Here is a 17,418-nt window from a genome sequence, read left to right on the forward strand (position 1 = left end):
ACGTAACGATAGTGCCGCCATCTTAGCGCCAATCCGGGGAGCGGGGATAAGCGGGATAGATCGTCCCGCCGCGACTGGACAGGGCCGGACCCCGCGCCCGGTTGACGGCGCGGCGCTCTCCACCTTAACCTCCGCTTTACATTTTCGCCTTGGTTCAGCCCGGATTTCAGCCTAAAAATTTCGACGAGGGGCCCATAGCGAGCATTTGACAGCCAGTTAGCGTTAATAGGTTCTATTGGTTTTTACGCTAACGTCCGACTTCAAATCGCAGGCAACCGGGCAGAGTATCGCGTGACGGGGACATCCTATTTGAAACGGCACCATATCGTGCGGCTGGCAATGGCTGCCCTTATGAGCATCACCGTGCTTTTGCCGCAGGCCGTCGTGCCGGCGAGCGCCGCTTCCGAGCGAAGCCTCTATCTCTATTATACCCACACCAAGGAAACCGCCCGCATCGTCTTCAAGCGCAACGGGCAATATGTGCAGTCGGGCCTCAATGAGCTGAACCGTTTCCTGCGCGACTGGCGCCGGAACGAGCCAGCCAAGATGGACCCGCGCCTGTTCGACCTGGTCTGGGAGGTCTATCAGGAAGTGGGCGCCAGCAAGCCGGTGACGGTGGTTTCGGCCTACCGCTCTCCCGCCACCAATGAAATGCTGCGCGCCTCGTCCTCGGGCGTTGCCGAAAACTCCCAGCACACCCGTGGCAATGCCATGGATTTCTACATTCCGGGCGTTTCGCTCACCAAGCTGCGCGCCGCCGCGATGCGCAAGCAGGTCGGCGGCGTCGGCTATTACCCCACTTCGGGCAGCCCCTTCGTTCACCTTGATACTGGCAATGTGCGCGCCTGGCCGCGCATGACCCGTGCCCAGCTCAAGCAAATCTTCCCCGACGGCAAGACCTTGCACGTTCCCAATGACGGCAAGCCGCTGTCGCAGGAAGGCTATCGCCTGGCCCAGGCCGAATGGCAGCGATGCCATTCCGTGCCCTGCAATGGCGGCAGCTCGGGCACCCGCGTCGCCAGCAATAGTGGCGGCTCCGGCAAGACCCTGTTCGGCATGCTGTTCGGCGGCGACGAAAACGAAGTCGAAGATGTCGGCACGCGTGCCCCCGCCCCGTCGGCCCGGGTCCAGGTTGCGGCGGCGGCCCCTGCCCAGATCGTTCCCCCGGCCAATGCCATTGCCAATGCAGCCGCGCCCATGCCGATGCTGCGCCCTGCCGCGCTCGGCGCGCCCGCCGCCATGGCGGCCATCGATCAGCCCCCGGTGATTCCGTTCTCCACCACCGGCAGCGCACCGCTGCAGGAGAACGAATTGCGCACGGCCATGGTGCCGCCGGTTCCGCTGATGAAGTCGCAGACCCTGCTGGTAGCAACTGCTGCCGCACTGCCTGCCGGCAGCCCCGAAACCGCCGTTGTGGCCCTGGCCGCGATGAGCCAGCCCTATCCGCAACCGCGCCTGCACATGTCGGCCCGCGAGCCGGAGCCGGTGATGACGGCCTATGCCCCGGTGCAGGCTGCGCTGGAAACCATCATCGAGAACGACACCATCACCACCGCTTCCGTCGCGCCGATACCGCGCCCCGCCTTTGCCATGCCGAAACTGGCTGGCGTAACGGGCCTGCGCACCGCCTCTCTGGGTGGTGGCGAACCGGCCGTAGGCGTCATGACCAACCTGTTTGACAGCACCTTTGGCGCACTCGAGCAGCACAAGAGCGAGTCAATGGCGACGGCTCTGGCCGAAATGGTCGCGCGCCGTCCCAATCCCGCCGATCCGCGCCAGGTCGAGCTGATTGCCCCCGATCTCGAACATATTGCGGAAGTCTTCGTGGCCCCGGCGGCCCTGTCCTCGTCCCACTTTGCAGTGATCTTCGAGCACGACGAGGCCGACTTCGATCCCAGCACCGAGATGGGACGCTATGTCACCGTCATGGGCGTTGGCGACGAGCCGGCCGAGCTCAGCCACACCCGGTTTGTCGCGGCCAAGCCGCTGGTGGTTGCGCTCAACTGATCTCGCTTTCCTCCCGGTCCGCCCCTGTGGACCGGGACGCCAAGGCGCTGCTTGCCCCAATTCCAGCATGATCGCCCACTAGCCATGGCGCGCGCGATGGACGCAGCCGCGAGCCTGCGGTTGCAAAGCCGGGCCCCTGCGCCTAAAGAATTCTGATTGTACCAGTCCTCGGCAAAGGATCGCCAGCTTGGCCGACAAGCCGCTCACCCCCCTGCTCGACACAGTTGCTGCGCCCGCTGACCTGCGCGCGCTGCCCCGCGAACACCTGCGCCAGCTGGCCGATGAATTGCGCGCCGAGGTGATCGACGCCGTCTCGGTAACCGGCGGCCATCTGGGCGCCGGCCTCGGGGTGGTCGAGTTGACCGTGGCGCTGCATGCCGTGTTCGATACCCCCCATGATCGCATCATCTGGGACGTCGGCCACCAGGCCTATCCGCACAAGATCCTGACCGGCCGCCGCGACCGCATCCGCACGCTGCGCCAGAAGGATGGCCTCTCGGGCTTTACCCAGCGCGCCGAAAGCGAATACGACCCGTTTGGCGCCGGCCATTCCTCGACCTCGATTTCGGCGGGCCTCGGCATGGCCGTCGCCAGCGAATTGCAGGGCACGCCGCGCAATGTCGTGGCTGTCATCGGCGATGGCGCCATGTCGGCCGGCATGGCCTATGAAGCGATGAACAATGCCGGCGCCATGGATGCGCGGCTGATCGTCATCCTCAATGACAATGACATGTCGATTGCCCCGCCGACCGGCGCGCTCTCGACCTATCTGGCACGGCTGGTGTCCAGCCCGGCCTATCGCGGCATGCGTGAAACCGCCAAGACCGTGACCAAGAAGCTGCCGCAGATTTTCTACGAGCCGGCGCGCCGCACCGAGGAATTCGCCCGCTCCTTCTTCACCGGCGGCACGCTGTTCGAAGAGCTGGGCTTTTACTATGTCGGCCCCATCGATGGCCACGACCTCGATAGCCTGCTGCCGATACTGGACAATGTGCGCGACGCCAAGGAAGGCCCGATCCTGGTCCATGTGGTGACCAAGAAGGGCAAGGGCTATGGCCCGGCCGAGGACTCCGCCGACAAGTATCATGGCGTCTCCAAGTTCAACGTCATCACCGGCGCCCAGGCCAAGGCCGTGTCCAACGCGCCCTCCTATACCGCCGTGTTTGCCGAAAGCCTGATCCAGGAAGCCGCAGAAGATCCGCGCGTCGTCGCTGTAACTGCCGCCATGCCTTCGGGCACCGGGCTCGACAAGTTCGCCGAGATCTATCCCGACCGCATCTTTGACGTCGGCATTGCCGAGCAGCATGCCGTCACTTTCGCCGCCGGCCTCGCCAGCGAGGGCATGCGCCCGTTCTGCGCCATCTATTCGACCTTCCTGCAGCGCGCCTATGACCAGGTGGTGCACGACGTCGCCATCCAGCATCTGCCCGTGCGCTTCGCCATCGACCGGGCCGGTTATGTCGGCGCCGATGGCCCAACCCATGCCGGCAATTATGACGCCGCCTATCTCGGCGCCATTCCCGGCATCGTCCAGATGGCCGCGGCCGACGAGGCCGAGCTCAAGCATATGGTGGCGACCGCCACCGCCTATGACAATGGCCCCATCGCCTTCCGCTATCCGCGCGGCGACGGGCTGGGCGTCGACATGCCCAAGCGCGGCGAAATCCTGCCCATCGGCAAGGGCCGCATCGTGCGCCAGGGCGCCACTATCGCCATACTCTCCTATGGCACGCGGCTGGGCGAAGTCCTCGCTGCCGCCGAAAAACTGGCCGCACTGGGGCTCAACCCCACCATCGCCGATGCGCGCTTCATGAAGCCGCTGGACGAAGAGCTGATCGCCAGGCTGGCCACCAGCCACGACGTGTTGCTGACTGCCGAAGAGGGCTCGATTGGCGGCTTTGGCAGCCATGTCGCGACCTTCCTGGCGTCCAATGGACTGCTCGACGGCAAGCTGCGGTTCCGCCCGCTGATGATCCCGGATCGCTTTGTCGAGCACTCGACTCAGGCCGACATGTATGCCGATGCCGGGCTCGACCGCGCCGGCATCGTCGCGACGGCCCTGGCCACTTTGGGCTATGACGAAGCCGCCATGGTCGCCGCGCTCGCCCAGGTCTGAACGCCGCCTTACCGATTGGCTGGCAAAGCCAGCCATCGCGCATGGATGGCTTTAACGTTTCGCCTCCTATAGTGCGCCCAAACCGCCTTGTAAGAGGAAGCGCCGTGCATATTCTGATTGTCGACGACAGTCGCTCAAGCCTGGCTTTTCTTGCCCAGAAGATCGCCGAAATGGGCGATCACGCCATTGAAACCTGTCTCGACCCGGCATTGGCTCTGGCGCGCAGTGCCGAGCATCAGTTCGATCTGGTCATTCTCGACAATATCATGCCCGGCATGAACGGGGTCGAACTGACCGGCCACCTGCGCAACAGCCCCGATTACCGGCTGGTGCCGATCATCATGGTCACCTCCGATATCGACAAGGCCATGCGGATCGAGGCGATTGCCGCCGGCGCCAATGATTTCCTGCCCAAGCCTTTCGATACCGTCGAATTGCAGGCCCGCGTCCGCAACCTGCTCGCCCTGCGCCAGGCCCAGATCGATCTGGCCGACCGCGCCGACTGGCTGGCCCGCGAAGTCGAAATCGCCACCCGTCATGTGGTCGAGCGCGAGGAGGAGCTGATCTGGCGGCTGGCCCGCGCCATCGAGTTCCGTGATGGCGATACCGGCGGCCATGTCTCGCGCGTGGCTGTGGTGTCGCGCATGATCGCCGAGGGCGTCGGCCTCAGCCCCGAGCGCTGCCGCATGGTCTATCTGGCTGCGCCCCTGCATGACGTGGGCAAGATCGGCATTGCCGACGCCATCCTCAGCAAGCCCGGCAAGCTGACACCGGACGAACTGGCGATCATGCGCCGCCATGTCGATATCGGTGCCCGCATTCTCGAGCGCGGCTCGTCCGAGCTCATCCGCACGGCCGAACTGATCGCCCAGAGCCATCACGAGCGCTGGGATGGCAATGGCTATCCCGATCGCCTGTCCGGCAGCAATATTCCCATCGAGGCGCGCATCGTCGCCATTGCCGATGTTTTCGATGCGCTCTGCTCGGAGCGTCCCTACAAGGCGGCCTGGCCGGCGGAAGATGCCTATCGCGAGATTGTGCGCTGCAGTGCCACCCAGTTCGATCCCGCTTGCGTCGCCGCCTTTGAAGCCCGCTGGGCCGATATCGTCGCCCTTATCGAAGATCGCGCCCAGCCCGAACCGCTGGCTGCCGCCAGCTAGCCTACCCGCTTCCACAGCGCCATCGCGTGACACCGGCCCGGCATCGTCCTGGCCGGTTTTTTGTTCGAGACACTGACGATTAGGCCGCCGACCCGGCAAAATCTGCCCAATACAGAATAGTTCTGCACAAGGCGCGACGCCCATATTTCTGCCGCATTTTGGCAAGGTTGCGCCACCGAGATTCTGCCGCCGCCCGCCCCGGCAGTCACCAGCAGGGCAAAATCAAGTATTCGCCGCCCGATTGCCCGCATTGGATTCAACCCCGACGAATCGAAGATTCACCGCGCCAATTGGCACCCGCCGAATCCGCCAGCAACGGGCTCAATTCTTAATACAAATACATCGCCATAAATGATATGTATTGACTATTCTCAATAAAGTATTGGTGAGCTCACGGTAATGAGAGCTTAAGGATTTTGGGCTACCCATTTCACAGCGCCAAAAGATTATGGGTATTAAGTTCAAGAGCGCACACGATAAAATCGTGTCACATCGCGAAATCCTAAATCTTCGGACCTGAGAACTTTGTTTTGACTTTGTCGAGACAGAGAACGGCACAACCTTGCCCAAGGAATACTGGTCGACGACATGGAACATTCCCAATCGCACCTCTTCGAACTGCGGGGGAAACTCGGATTGCGCGACGCCACTGAGGTCGCCTCCGCCCTTTCTCTCGCTCTTGAGACCCACCCCGCCGTCACCGTCGCGGTTGCTGCGGATGCCGATCTCGACATCACGATTCTCCAGGTCCTGGTCGCCGCCCACAAGACCGCAGCCCGTGCCGGCAAGGGCCTGACCCTGACGGCGTCGGCCGACAGCCTGCTGCGGCAAACCCTGGTGAAGGCTGGATTTGTCAGTCCGGCGGGTGCTGCCCAGACGGCAGAAGGCCAGTTCTGGACCCATACATCGAAAGGCTATGCAGCATGAGCAAGTTGATATTGACCGTCGATGACTCGGCATCGATCCGCCAGATGGTGGCGCTGACGCTGAGCGCGGTGGGCCATCAGGTGGTGGAAGCCGGCAACGGCGCCGAGGGCTACGACAAGGCAATCGCCCAGCCGTTCAATGCCATCATTACCGATCTCAACATGCCGGTGATGAATGGCATCGAGTTCATCCGCAAGTATCGCCAGCACCCGGCAAGCAAAGGCGTGCCGATCATCTTGCTGACCACTGAATCGGACGAGGAGCTCAAGCGCCAGGCCAAGGAAGCCGGCGCCACGGGCTGGATCGTCAAGCCGTTCAAACAGGACCAGCTGATTGCTGTCATCAAGAAGGTGACTGGGGCATGAGCCTTCCCGACCCCACCGAGACCTTCCGCCAGGAGGCGCGCGAGCTGCTCGAACAGCTCGAAAGCGGCCTGCTCGATCTCGGCCAGAACCCCGCCGATACCGACCTGATCAATTCCACCTTCCGGGCGCTGCACACCATCAAAGGGTCGGGCGCCATGTTCGGCTTCACCCAGGTGGCCGCGTTCGTGCACGAATTCGAAACCGCCTTCGACCGGGTGCGCAAGGGCCTGAGCCCCGCCACCCACGAACTGGTCGCCGTGGCGCTCGATGCCAAGGACCACATCCACAAGTTGCTCCAGCATCCCGATGATGCGGTGCCCGGTGGCGATGCCATCCTCGATGCCCTGCGCATCATCGTCTCCGCAGAACCCGCAGCCGCTCTGCCCGCCCCCCTGGTTGCCGCCGAACCGGCGGCGACCATCAGCAAGCGCTGGCGCATCGTCTTCAAGCTGCCCGCCGACTCGCTGGTATACGGCACCAACCCGATCCTGCTGCTCGAGGAGATCGCCGCTCTCGGCCCCTGCACCGTCAAGGCGTTGACCGACGCGGTGCCCCCCCTGGCCGACCTCGATCCCGAAGTGCCCACGATCGGCTGGCAGGTCGATCTGACCCATGACGATCCCCATGCCGGGATCGAGGATGTGTTCCTGTTCTTGCGCGACGGCATGGAATTGTCGGTCACGCCGCTGGAGGATGAAGCCAGCCTGCCCGAGCCCGCTCCGGCCCCGCTTGCGGCACCGCTCCCCTTGCCGGAGACGCCCGCAGCGGTCCCCGCGCTGATCGAGCCGAGCGAGCCCCCCCGCGACACCAGGCGCGCCACCAATACCACGACGGAAAAGACCGGCTCATCGCTCCGCGTTGCCGCCGAACGGCTCGATGAACTGATGGATCGCGTGGGCGAGCTGGTCATTGCCCAGGCCCGCCTGACCCAGATCGCCAATTCCAGCAGCGATGCCAATCTCAAGACCATTGCCGAAGAGCTGGAGCGCCTGTCTTCGGGCCTGCGCGACACCACGATGGGCATCCGCATGGTCCCCATCGGCACCCTGTTCAGCCGTTTCCGACGCCTGATCCACGACCTCAGCCGCGATCTCGACAAGGACATCGAGTTCATCACCTCCGGCGAGGACACCGAACTCGACAAGACCATGATCGAGCGACTGGCCGACCCGCTGGTCCACCTGATCCGCAACTCCGTCGACCATGGCCTGGAAACTGCCGAAAAGCGCCTGGCTGCTGGCAAATCGGCCAAGGGCAGTGTCCGTCTCTCCGCCGTCTATGCCGGGGCCGAAGTCGCCATCTCGGTCGCCGATGACGGCGCCGGGCTGGACGCCACCCGCATCCGCGCCAAGGCCGAGGAAGCCGGGCTGCTGGCACCCGACGCCAAGATCAGCGAACAGGACCTGTTCCAGATGATCTTCGCCCCCGGCTTCTCCACCGCCAAGGAGGTCACGGCCCTGTCCGGCCGGGGCGTTGGCATGGACGTGGTCAAGCGCACCATTGACGGGCTGCGCGGCACCATCGAGCTCAGCACCCGCCCCGGCCAGGGCACCACAGCGACACTGCGCCTGCCGCTCACCCTTGCCATCATCGATGGCATGCTTGTGCGGGTCGGCAACGGCCGCTACACCATCCCGCTGGCCGCCGTCGAAGAATGCGTCGAGCTGCCCGAGGGCATCGAGGCCAATGCGCGCGGCCGCAATTTCCTCGATATCCGCGGCAGCCTGGTGCCCTTCTTGCGCCTGCGCGAAGTGTTCGGCACCAAGACCCCGCTCGAGCCGCACCAGAAGGTGGTGATCGTCTCGTCGGGCGAAGGCCGCGTCGGCCTCGTCGTCGATCAGATCATCGGCAACAACCAGACCGTCATCAAGCAGCTGAGCAAGCTGCATAGCGCGATCAAGTCCTTCTCGGGCGCGACCATTCTGGGCGACGGCACCGTCGCGCTGATCCTGGATACCGCCCATCTGGTGGCGCATGGCCAGTTCTATGTCGACCAGGGGAGAGCCGCATGAGCCTCGCACTAGCCAGTCCCATGAAGGCGCTGACCATCCGCCTGCAGGACGAATTGTTTGCCGTCGAGGCGGGCAGCGTGCGCGAGATCCTCGATCTGGTGCCGATCACCGAAGTGCCCAATGCCTCCCCGTTTGTCAGCGGGTTGATCAATGTGCGCGGCCGTGTCGTGCCGCTCGCCGATCTGCGCGTCATGTTCGGCATGGACCGGCCCGAGCCGGACCAGGACACCCGCATCGTGGTGATGGAGATCGATATCGACGGTGAACCCACCGTCGCCGGTATCCTCGCCGACAAGGTCCATGACGTCACCGATATCGAGGCCGCCTCCATCGAGGAGGTGCCCAAGGTCGGCATGCGCTGGCGCCCCGAATTCATTCGCGGCATCGGCAAGCGCAATGGCGGCTTCATCATCATCCCCGATCTGGGGCGAATTTTCGAAACGCAGAGCGCCAGAACCGCGCCTGCTGCAGCTTCAGAAGAAAGGTCTGCATCGTGAGACTAACGATTAAAACCAAGCTGGCGGCGACTTTTGCCGTCGTGGTGGCCATGTCCGCCGGCGCAATGGTGCTTTCCATCCAGAGCCTGGGGCAGATCAACGACTCGCTGAACGACATCGTAAATGTCCAGGCGACCAGTTCGCTGCAGATGGCGAGCATGGAGACTGCCCTCGAGAACATCGGCTCTCAGGTCAATGCCGTCGTGTTGTTTGACGATATCGACACCATCAACGAAATCACGGCCCAGATCGATCAGACATACGAGACGATCAATCGGCTCGAGGCCGACCTGTCGACCCGCATCGTCGATCCGCAGAACAGGGAGATTCTGGCCGAGCTTGGCGCCACGCTCGATCAATATTGGGTAGAGGTCCAGGAAGTCGAGGCGCTCGCCTCCGAAATTACCGACGTTCACGCCCTCGATGTCAGCTCCAGCGAAGGCAGCGCAGCCCTGGGCAAGGTCGAGGACGCGATGTCCGCAATTCTGAAGTCGCTGTCGACCCGCGCCGCGATGGGCGACGTCAACGCCTTTGCAGCATACGAAACGGCATCGAGGACGTTTCTCACCCTGAGCGACATGTTCCGCCAGCAGCGGAACGTGCTGTTGGCTTCGGGCAATCCGGAACTGCAGGATCGCTGGTATGCCGACTACGTCGCCGGCCTGGACTCCGCCGCCCAGCTGTTCCCGGCTCTGGCCCGGCTCGTTTCCGGCCCCGACATGGCCCTGGTAGCGACGGCTGAAGCCGCCTATGCCGAAATGGCGGCGGCGATGGACAAGGCTGTCGACATCAGCATGCGCCGCTCGGATCTGAAGGCTGTCGAAAAGCAGAGCGAGAGCTTTGCGACGCGCACGGAAGCCACTGTCCTGCTTCAGAGCATGATCAGCCGCAACAACGAGCTGTTCCGCGAAGCCGTCACCAACGCGACGGATCTCTACAACAATGGCCGCATGCTGCTGATCGCCATCCTGCTCGGCTCCGCACTCGTGGCCGCCATTGCCGCGACCTGGATCGTGGTCTCGATCAGCCGCGCCCTGACGAGCGCCCTGGGCCTTGCTAATGCCGTGGCATCCGGCGATCTCAACGCCACCGCGACCGCCAAGTCCAATGACGAGGTCAAGGACCTGATCGATGCCCTAAACGGCATGACCCACAAGCTGCGCGAAGTGGTTGGCGAAGTCACCGCCGCGACCCGCAATGTTGCCGCTGGCAGCCAGGAAATGTCGGCCACTGCCGAGCAGCTGAGCCAGGGCGCTACCGAACAGGCCTCCTCGACCGAAGAAGCCTCCGCGTCGATGGAAGAAATGGCCGCCACCATCAAGCAGTCGGCCGACAATGCCAGCCAGACCGAAAAGATCGCCCGCCAGTCTGCGGCCGATGCCATCGCCTCGGGCGAAGCGGTCAACAATGCCGTGACTGCCATGCAGACCATTGCCGAAAAGATCATGGTGGTGCAGGAAATCGCCCGCCAGACCGATCTGCTCGCCCTCAACGCCGCGGTGGAAGCCGCCCGTGCCGGCGAACATGGCCGCGGTTTTGCCGTGGTCGCCTCCGAAGTGCGCAAGCTCGCCGAACGCAGCCAGGCTGCCGCCGCCGAAATCTCGACGCTCTCGGTCCACACTGTCGGCGCCGCCCGCTCGGCCGGCGACATGCTGCAGCGCCTGGTGCCCGATATCCAGCGCACGGCTGAACTGGTCGAGGAAATCTCGGCCGGCAGCCGCGAGCAGAATGCCGGCGCGGCCCAGATCAACACCGCCATCCAGCAGCTCGACAAGGTCACCCAGCAGAACACCAGCGCCTCCGAGGAAATGTCGGCGACCGCTGAAGAACTGGCCAGCCAGGCCGAGCAGTTGCAGGCCGCCATCAGCTATTTCCGCACCGACGAGCGCTTGTCGGCGGCCGCGACACCCGTCGCTGCCCGCAAGCCGGCCAGCGTCGGTCGCCAGGATCTGGGCGATGCCATTCTGGCCACGGCCCCGCAGATGGCGCCCCGCAAGCCGGCACCACGCCCGGCAGGCCGCACCAGCGGCGGTGGCTTCGATCTGAGCCTGGACGAAGGCCATGACGACCTCGACGCCGACTTCACCCGCCGCGGCGCGGCCTAGGCCCAGCCATGGCTGAAACCGCACAATATGTGACCCTTGGCGTCGCGGAGGATCTCTTCGCGGCGCCGGTGGAAAGGGTCCAGGAAATCCTCGACATGCGCCCGATTGCGCGGCTGCCCCAGGCGCCCGCCAATCTGCTGGGCATGATCGATGTGCGTGGCCAGGGCGTGCCGGTGATCGATCTGCGCCTGACCCTCGGGCTGGAGCAGATCGCCGATACCGAAACCACTCGCATCGTGGTGCTCACGGTCACCGGGCGCGATGGCGCGCTCACCCTTGGCCTCAAGGCCGACCGGGTGTTTGAAGTGACGGTGCTCGACGATCCACGCCTTGATCCGCCCCCGGCGATCAGCGGCACCTGGAACGGCGAGTGCATTGCCGGAATTGGCCGTCGCAACGGTGCCTTCGTCACCGTGCTCGACCTTGATCGCCTGCTCGGCGCTCTGGCAATCGAGCGCGCCGCCTGACCATTGTCCGATACCGGCCGCCCATGGGCGGCCGGCCCCCAACAGGCCGGAGAAGACCTTGGAACACGCCACCCGCAAGATCCTGGCCGAAGACGACGGCGACGATCACTTCAGCCCGTCCGACTATATGCGCCTGTCCAACCTCATCGGCGAAGAAGTCGGCATCAAGCTGCCGCCCAGCAAGCGCCTGATGGTGGAAGGCCGGCTGCGCAAGCGCGTCCGCGCCCTCGGCCTGCCCAGCTTCACCGCCTATTGCACCCACCTGTTCAAGCGGGATGGGCTCAAGTCCGAGCGTCCGCACCTGATCAATGCGGTGACCACCAACAAGACCGATTTCTTCCGCGAACCCGAGCACTTTACCTATCTGACCCGCGCCATGGTGCCCCAGCTGCTCGAAGCGCGCCGCGCCGAGCGCAATCCGCTGCTCAAGCTGTGGAGCGCCGCCAGCTCGACCGGAGCCGAGGCCTATACGCTGGCCATGGTGCTCGCCGATGCGACCGCCAGCGGCGCCGATTTCCGCTTTGCGATCCTGGGCACCGATATTTCCACCACCGTGCTCGCGCAGGGCCAGCGCGCCGTCTATTCCGCCGAAACGATTGCCCCCGTCCCGGCCGAACAGCAATCGCGCTATGTGATGCGCTCGCGCAATCCGGGCCTGCGGCCCGAGGTCCGCATCGTGCCCGAACTGCGGCGCCTGGTCCGCTTCGCCCAACTTAACTTGATGGACCGCACCTATCCGGTCGATCGCGATGTCGACGTCATCTTCCTGCGCAATGTGCTGATCTATTTCGAAAAATCCGACCAGGAAGCCGTCATCCGCCGCCTGATCGATCATCTGCGGCCGGGCGGATATCTGGTGCTCGGCCATTCGGAATCGATGATCGGCACCTCCATCACCATGCGTCAGGTCGCCCCTGCCGTGTTTCAGAAGGTCTGAGGAACGCCGCCATGTCCGACACGACCCATCCTGGCCACAGCAAGATCCGCGTGCTGATCGTCGACGACTCCGCCTCGGTGCGCACCACCCTGAGCGACATCATCAACAGCGATCCCGACCTTGAGGTCATGGCCACTGCCGCCGACCCCTATGTGGCGGTCGAGCGCATCCGCCATGAAGTGCCCGATGTCATTTTCCTCGATATCGAGTTGCCGCGCATGGATGGGATCACCTTCCTGCGCAAGCTGATGTCGCAGCGCCCCATTCCGGTGGTGATCTGTTCGAGCCTGGCCGAGGCCGGCTCCGATACGTTGATGCAGGCGCTGGAGGCCGGCGCCGTCGATGTTGTCACCAAGCCGCGCGTCGATACCGCCCACTTCCTGCAGGAATCGCGGATGCGCATCTGCGACGCCGCCAAGGCGGCCGCTCATGCCAAGTTCCGCGGCATTCACAAGCCGGCGCCGCGCCTGACCGTCGAGGCCAAGCTGACCGCCGACGCCATCATCCCGCCGAAATCGGCCAGCCGCATGGCCTCGATCATCGCTGCCATGCCCCAGACCGATCCGATCATCTGCATTGGCGCCTCGACCGGCGGCACCGAAGCGCTGCGCGAAGTGCTCGAAGCCCTGCCCGCCACCGCCCCCGGCATCGTCATCGTCCAGCACATGCCCGAAAAATTCACCCATGCCTTTGCCCGCCGTCTCAACGCCATCTGCGCCATGCAGGTCAAGGAAGCCGAGCATGGCGACGTCGTCAGCCCCGGCCGCGTGCTGATCGCCCCCGGCAATCAGCACATGCTGCTGCAGCGTTCGGGCAGCCGCTATACCGTCGGCATTACCGAGGGCGTGCATGTCTCGCGCCACCGCCCCTCGGTCGACGTGCTGTTCCGTTCCGCCGCCCAGAGCGCCGGCCGCAATGCCCTGGGCATGCTGCTGACCGGCATGGGCGACGATGGCGCCCGCGGCCTGCTCGAAATGAAAGAGGCCGGCGCCCTTACCGTGGCGCAGGACGAGGACACCTCCATCGTCTTCGGCATGCCCAAGGAAGCCATCCAGCGCGGTGCCGCCATGAGGGTCCTGCCCCTCAATCGCATGGCCGCCGAAATCCTGACCTATGCGCGCGCCGCCGGCGATCAGCGCGGAGCCTCAATATGACGCTTGCAGTCTCTGTCCCTGCCGAACCCGAACTCGACCTGTTGCAGCTGCCGGCCCGCTTCGAGGCCCTCGCCATTGACCTGGCAGAACCGCGCGCCGGCATCGAAACCGCCTTCCTCACCGTCGGCGACCGTCTCGGACAGGCCTCGACCCTGCTCAACCGCATCGTAGCCGCCTTTGCAGCGCTGCCGCGCGATCTCGACAGTCCCGAAATGGCCGAGGCCATCGTCCGGCTCGGCAATATCGCCCGCCGCACCCGCGAGATCGGCGATTCATTCGTGCTGGAAAAGCAGGATGTCGAGCGCCTCGTTGCCGCCGTCGATGCCGCCACCAGCCCGATTGTCGAGCTCAAGCGCGCCGTCAAGATGATGGGCATTCTGGCCATCAATGCCCGTATCGTGGCCGCCGGTCTCAATGGCGCTGCCGATCACTTCGACGTCTTCACCATGGATATCGCCAATCTGTCCGACGGCGCCAAAAAGGCCGTCGAAGCCTTCTCCGAAGGCCATGGGCAATTGCTCGGCGCCGTGCATGGCGCCTCCGACCAGCTCTCACAGTTCGAGGCCGACCATTTCGGCGCCCTGACCGAGCTGGTGGGCATTCTCGACCAGGGCCTGGCCGAGGTCAGCGAACGCCGCGATGCCTCGGCCCAGCGCAGCGCCGAGACCGTGCGCGTCTCCCGCGAAATCACCGCCCGCGTCGCCAATGCGGTCATGGCGCTACAGGTCGGCGACGCCACCCGCCAGCGCGTCGAGCACAGCGAAACCACCCTCACCGACCTCGCCGCCTGGTGCAATGGCGCCGAAATCGGCGGCATCACCATCGAGGACGCCGCCCGGCTGGGCCTGGTCAACGTCGTGCTCGACTTGCAGGAAGTTCAGCTGGGCGCCACCATCGAGGCCTTCAATGGCGACATCGTCGGTGCCGAGCAGACCTTGATCGATCTGGCCAGCCACGCCGCTGCCGCCATCGCGGAATGCCGCAAGCTCTATGGCGGCGGCGGTCAGGGCAAGACTTCGCTGGCCACTCTGGGCGTCGAGATGCAGCGCGCCGCCGTGCTGCTGCGCGGCTGCGCTGCCGAGCGCAGTCGGCTCGACCAGATGGCTGGGGCGGTCGATCAGACCGTTGAAGTGCTGCTCGGCCACGTCGAGGCGGTGCAGGAAATCGAAGCCAATATGCGGCTGGTCGGGCTCAATGCCGCGGTCAAATGCGCTCAATTGGGGCCGCGCGGTGCTTCGCTCAGCGTCATTGCTGCCCAATTGCGCGAGCTGACCAGCGATCTCGTCCCCGCCGCCCGCGGCGCCGTGGAGCGGCTGGAAGAGGCCATGGCCGCCGCTCGCAGCTTCAGCGCCGCCTCCAATGGCAAGCTCGCCCAGGAAGTCGGCCAGCTCGAAGACGAGGCCATGGCCTCGATCGCCCTGCTGGAAACCGTCGACCAGCGTCTCGGCGACGCGCTGACGAGCCTCGGCCGTGACGGCCCCGAAGCAACGGCCAAGATTGCCGACGCCGCCGAAGGCCTTGGCGGCCATGCCAGGATCATCGAAGCGCTCACCGACGCCCAGTTCAAACTGGCCGATCTGCTGGGTCAGGTCGAGCTGCAGGAGCCTCCAATCCAGCTGGTGCCGCCCGCCGCGCTGAAATTCCTGCGCCAGCGCTACTCCATGGAAGCCGAGCGCCGCATCCATGACGATATCGTCGCCCGTCACGGGCTCACGCCACCGCCCGCCGAGCCCAGCGCGGCGCCTGCGGCCGCAGCGGTGGCATTCGAGCTCGATGGCGCCCCGGAGGCGGTGCCCGAGGCAGCAGCGGTGGAGTTTGAGCTCGATTGCGTCCCGGAGGCGGACAGCACGCCTGTCGCTGAAGACAGCGCCGACGACATCGACGACGTCCTGTTCTTCTAGCAGCAGGGCAGCGATCCCATTCGTGAAACGGTCAGGCAGCACTTTGCGCTATACTGCCCTCTCGTCACGCATGGGGATTACGATGAACCATCTCAGCCGCCTGATCCTGGTCGCCCTGGCCCTTATCGGCTTTGCCACCGCGGGCTTTGCCCAGCAGCCGGCCCGCGACTTGTTCGGCACCGTCAGCCGTCCAACTGGCGGCCCCGCGACCCCCATTGGTGGCTATGCGCGCGGCTGCATTGCCGGCGCCGTGCAATTGGCAACGGACGGACCGGGCTGGCAGGCCATGCGCCTGTCGCGCGACCGCCGTTGGGGCGCGCCCGAACTGGTCGATTATATCGGCGCGCTGGCGCAATCGGCGGCCCAGGATGGCTGGCCCGGCATTCTTGTGGGCGATATGGGACAGGCCCGGGGCGGCCCGGCCAGGAGCGGCCATGCCTCCCACCAGATCGGCCTTGATGTCGATATCTGGCTGCAACCCATGCCCGACCACACCCTTAGTGCCCGCGAGCGCGAAGACCTCTCGGCCATCTCGGTGCTCCGCAAGGGCAGCCGTGAGATCGACCCCAATCGCTTCGGCGAGCCCGAGCGGCTCTTGCTCTATCGTGCTGCGCAGCTGCCGGGTGTCGCCCGCATCTTCGTCGCCCCGGGCATCAAGCGTTCGCTCTGCGCCATCGCCTGGCATGATCGCAGCTTCCTGCGCAAGATCCGCCCCTGGTATGGCCATGACGACCATTTCCATGTCCGCCTCAGCTGTCCTGCCGGCGCGGCCGCCTGCAGGGATCAGGACCCGGCGCCCCAGGGCGATGGCTGCGGCGAGGAACTCGATTACTGGTTCACCGACGCGCCCTATAAGCCCAGCACCAGCCCGCCATCCCCGCCGCTGACCCTGGCCGACCTGCCCAAGGCTTGTGCCGCGGTGATCGGTGCCCAGTAGGTTCAGATCAGCTTGGCGCGGATACGCCGCGAGATCGCGTCGATCACCGCGACGGTCACGAGGATCATCAGGATGATGAACGCCGCCTGCTGCCAATTGTTGATGCGGATGCGATCGGACAGCTGCAGCCCGATGCCACCGGCGCCGACAATGCCCAGAATGGTGGCGGAGCGCACATTGGATTCAAAGAAATAGAGCACATGGCTGGTCATCACCGGGAACACCTGCGGCAGCACCCCGAGCCGGACCACATGCAGCCCGCCGCCGCCTGAGGCCCGCACCCCGTCGACCGGCTTCTTGTCGACATTCTCGATGGCCTCGGCAAAGAGCTTGCCCAGCACCATCATGTCGCCCACCGCAATCGCCAGCACCCCGGCAAACGGGCCCAGCCCGACCGCCGAAACGAAGATCAGCGCCCAGACCAGCCCATCAATGCCACGAAAGGCATCGAAGAAGCGGCGGATGGTGAAATGAAACACCCAGTTCGGCACGATGTTCTTGGCGCCGAGAAAGCCCAGCGGCACCGCCACCACCGCGGCGATGATGGTGCCGAGAAACGCCATGGCGAGCGTTTCGAGCATGGCATAGGAAAAGTCCCAGAAGCCGTCGCCTGGATTGGGCGGCACCATCAGCCCCACCAGCATCCCCAGCTTGGAAAGGCCATTGATGACCCGCATCGGCGAAGCATCGATCCACCAGAGCGAGAACCCCACCGCCAATGCAAAGCCGAGCCACAAGGCCCAGTTGCGCAGCCGCTCGCCCAGCGGGCGGGTGAAGATTTCGGGATGTGTGCGCTTGAGCCGGGCGATATCGGCATGATGAGCGATGGCCAT

14 protein-coding genes are annotated in these 17,418 nt (G+C 64.8%); 13 read left to right on the plus strand and 1 reads right to left on the minus strand.

Annotated elements, in window-relative coordinates; all coding sequences use genetic code 11:
• The first annotated feature begins 309 nt into the window (after positions 1–309).
• From mepK to mepA, 13 genes are all read left to right on the plus strand, one after another.
• Positions 310–2,007 carry a peptidoglycan L,D-endopeptidase MepK gene (gene mepK / locus BUA69_RS07390; RefSeq protein ID WP_244468761.1) on the plus strand — a complete coding sequence of 566 codons (1,698 nt, stop codon included), beginning with the start codon at positions 310–312 and terminating at the stop codon, positions 2,005–2,007.
• Between the two features lie 187 nt (positions 2,008–2,194).
• Positions 2,195–4,123 carry a 1-deoxy-D-xylulose-5-phosphate synthase gene (dxs, locus tag BUA69_RS07395; protein ID WP_046135454.1) on the plus strand — a complete coding sequence of 643 codons (1,929 nt, stop codon included), beginning with the start codon at positions 2,195–2,197 and terminating at the stop codon, positions 4,121–4,123.
• Positions 4,124–4,227: 104 nt separating this feature from the next.
• Positions 4,228–5,283: an HD domain-containing phosphohydrolase gene (locus BUA69_RS07400; RefSeq protein WP_046135455.1), complete on the plus strand. Its 1,056-nt coding sequence runs from the start codon at positions 4,228–4,230 to the stop codon at positions 5,281–5,283.
• 588 nt (positions 5,284–5,871) lie between these two features.
• Entirely contained in the window at positions 5,872–6,210 is a 339-nt protein-coding gene (locus BUA69_RS07405) for an STAS domain-containing protein (RefSeq protein ID WP_046135456.1), read from the plus strand.
• A complete protein-coding gene (locus tag BUA69_RS07410; protein ID WP_046135457.1) occupies positions 6,207–6,575 on the plus strand; it encodes a response regulator in 369 nt (122 codons plus the stop codon). The genes BUA69_RS07405 and BUA69_RS07410 overlap by 4 nt, the downstream gene beginning before the upstream one ends.
• On the plus strand, positions 6,572–8,587 hold the full coding sequence (locus tag BUA69_RS07415) for a chemotaxis protein CheA (protein ID WP_046135458.1): 2,016 nt from the start codon (positions 6,572–6,574) through the stop codon (positions 8,585–8,587). The genes BUA69_RS07410 and BUA69_RS07415 overlap by 4 nt, the downstream gene beginning before the upstream one ends.
• Positions 8,584–9,084: a chemotaxis protein CheW gene (locus BUA69_RS07420; protein ID WP_046135459.1), complete on the plus strand. Its 501-nt coding sequence runs from the start codon at positions 8,584–8,586 to the stop codon at positions 9,082–9,084. The genes BUA69_RS07415 and BUA69_RS07420 overlap by 4 nt, the downstream gene beginning before the upstream one ends.
• On the plus strand, positions 9,081–11,189 hold the full coding sequence (locus tag BUA69_RS07425; RefSeq protein ID WP_046135460.1) for a HAMP domain-containing methyl-accepting chemotaxis protein: 2,109 nt from the start codon (positions 9,081–9,083) through the stop codon (positions 11,187–11,189). Before BUA69_RS07420 ends, BUA69_RS07425 begins: the two co-directional genes overlap by 4 nt.
• Positions 11,190–11,197: 8 nt before the next feature.
• Positions 11,198–11,656: a chemotaxis protein CheW gene (locus BUA69_RS07430; RefSeq protein WP_046135461.1), complete on the plus strand. Its 459-nt coding sequence runs from the start codon at positions 11,198–11,200 to the stop codon at positions 11,654–11,656.
• 127 nt (positions 11,657–11,783) lie between these two features.
• Positions 11,784–12,593: a CheR family methyltransferase gene (locus BUA69_RS07435; RefSeq protein ID WP_046135479.1), complete on the plus strand. Its 810-nt coding sequence runs from the start codon at positions 11,784–11,786 to the stop codon at positions 12,591–12,593.
• 11 nt (positions 12,594–12,604) lie between these two features.
• Positions 12,605–13,747: a protein-glutamate methylesterase/protein-glutamine glutaminase gene (locus tag BUA69_RS07440; protein ID WP_046135462.1), complete on the plus strand. Its 1,143-nt coding sequence runs from the start codon at positions 12,605–12,607 to the stop codon at positions 13,745–13,747.
• Positions 13,744–15,648 carry a hypothetical protein gene (locus BUA69_RS07445; protein WP_046135463.1) on the plus strand — a complete coding sequence of 635 codons (1,905 nt, stop codon included), beginning with the start codon at positions 13,744–13,746 and terminating at the stop codon, positions 15,646–15,648. The genes BUA69_RS07440 and BUA69_RS07445 overlap by 4 nt, the downstream gene beginning before the upstream one ends.
• Before the next feature lie 82 nt (positions 15,649–15,730).
• The gene (gene mepA / locus BUA69_RS07450; RefSeq protein WP_082093844.1) at positions 15,731–16,585 is read left to right on the plus strand and encodes a penicillin-insensitive murein endopeptidase; all 855 of its coding nucleotides are present in this window, start codon (positions 15,731–15,733) and stop codon (positions 16,583–16,585) included.
• A gap of 2 nt (positions 16,586–16,587) precedes the next feature.
• Here mepA and phnE read toward each other — a convergent pair whose 3' ends face one another.
• Positions 16,588–17,418 (minus strand): phosphonate ABC transporter, permease protein PhnE, encoded by an 831-nt coding sequence (gene phnE, locus BUA69_RS07455; RefSeq protein ID WP_046135464.1) that lies wholly within the window; start codon positions 17,416–17,418, stop codon positions 16,588–16,590.

It is taken from the genome of Devosia limi DSM 17137, assembly GCF_900128975.1.
Classification (GTDB): domain Bacteria; phylum Pseudomonadota; class Alphaproteobacteria; order Rhizobiales; family Devosiaceae; genus Devosia; species Devosia limi.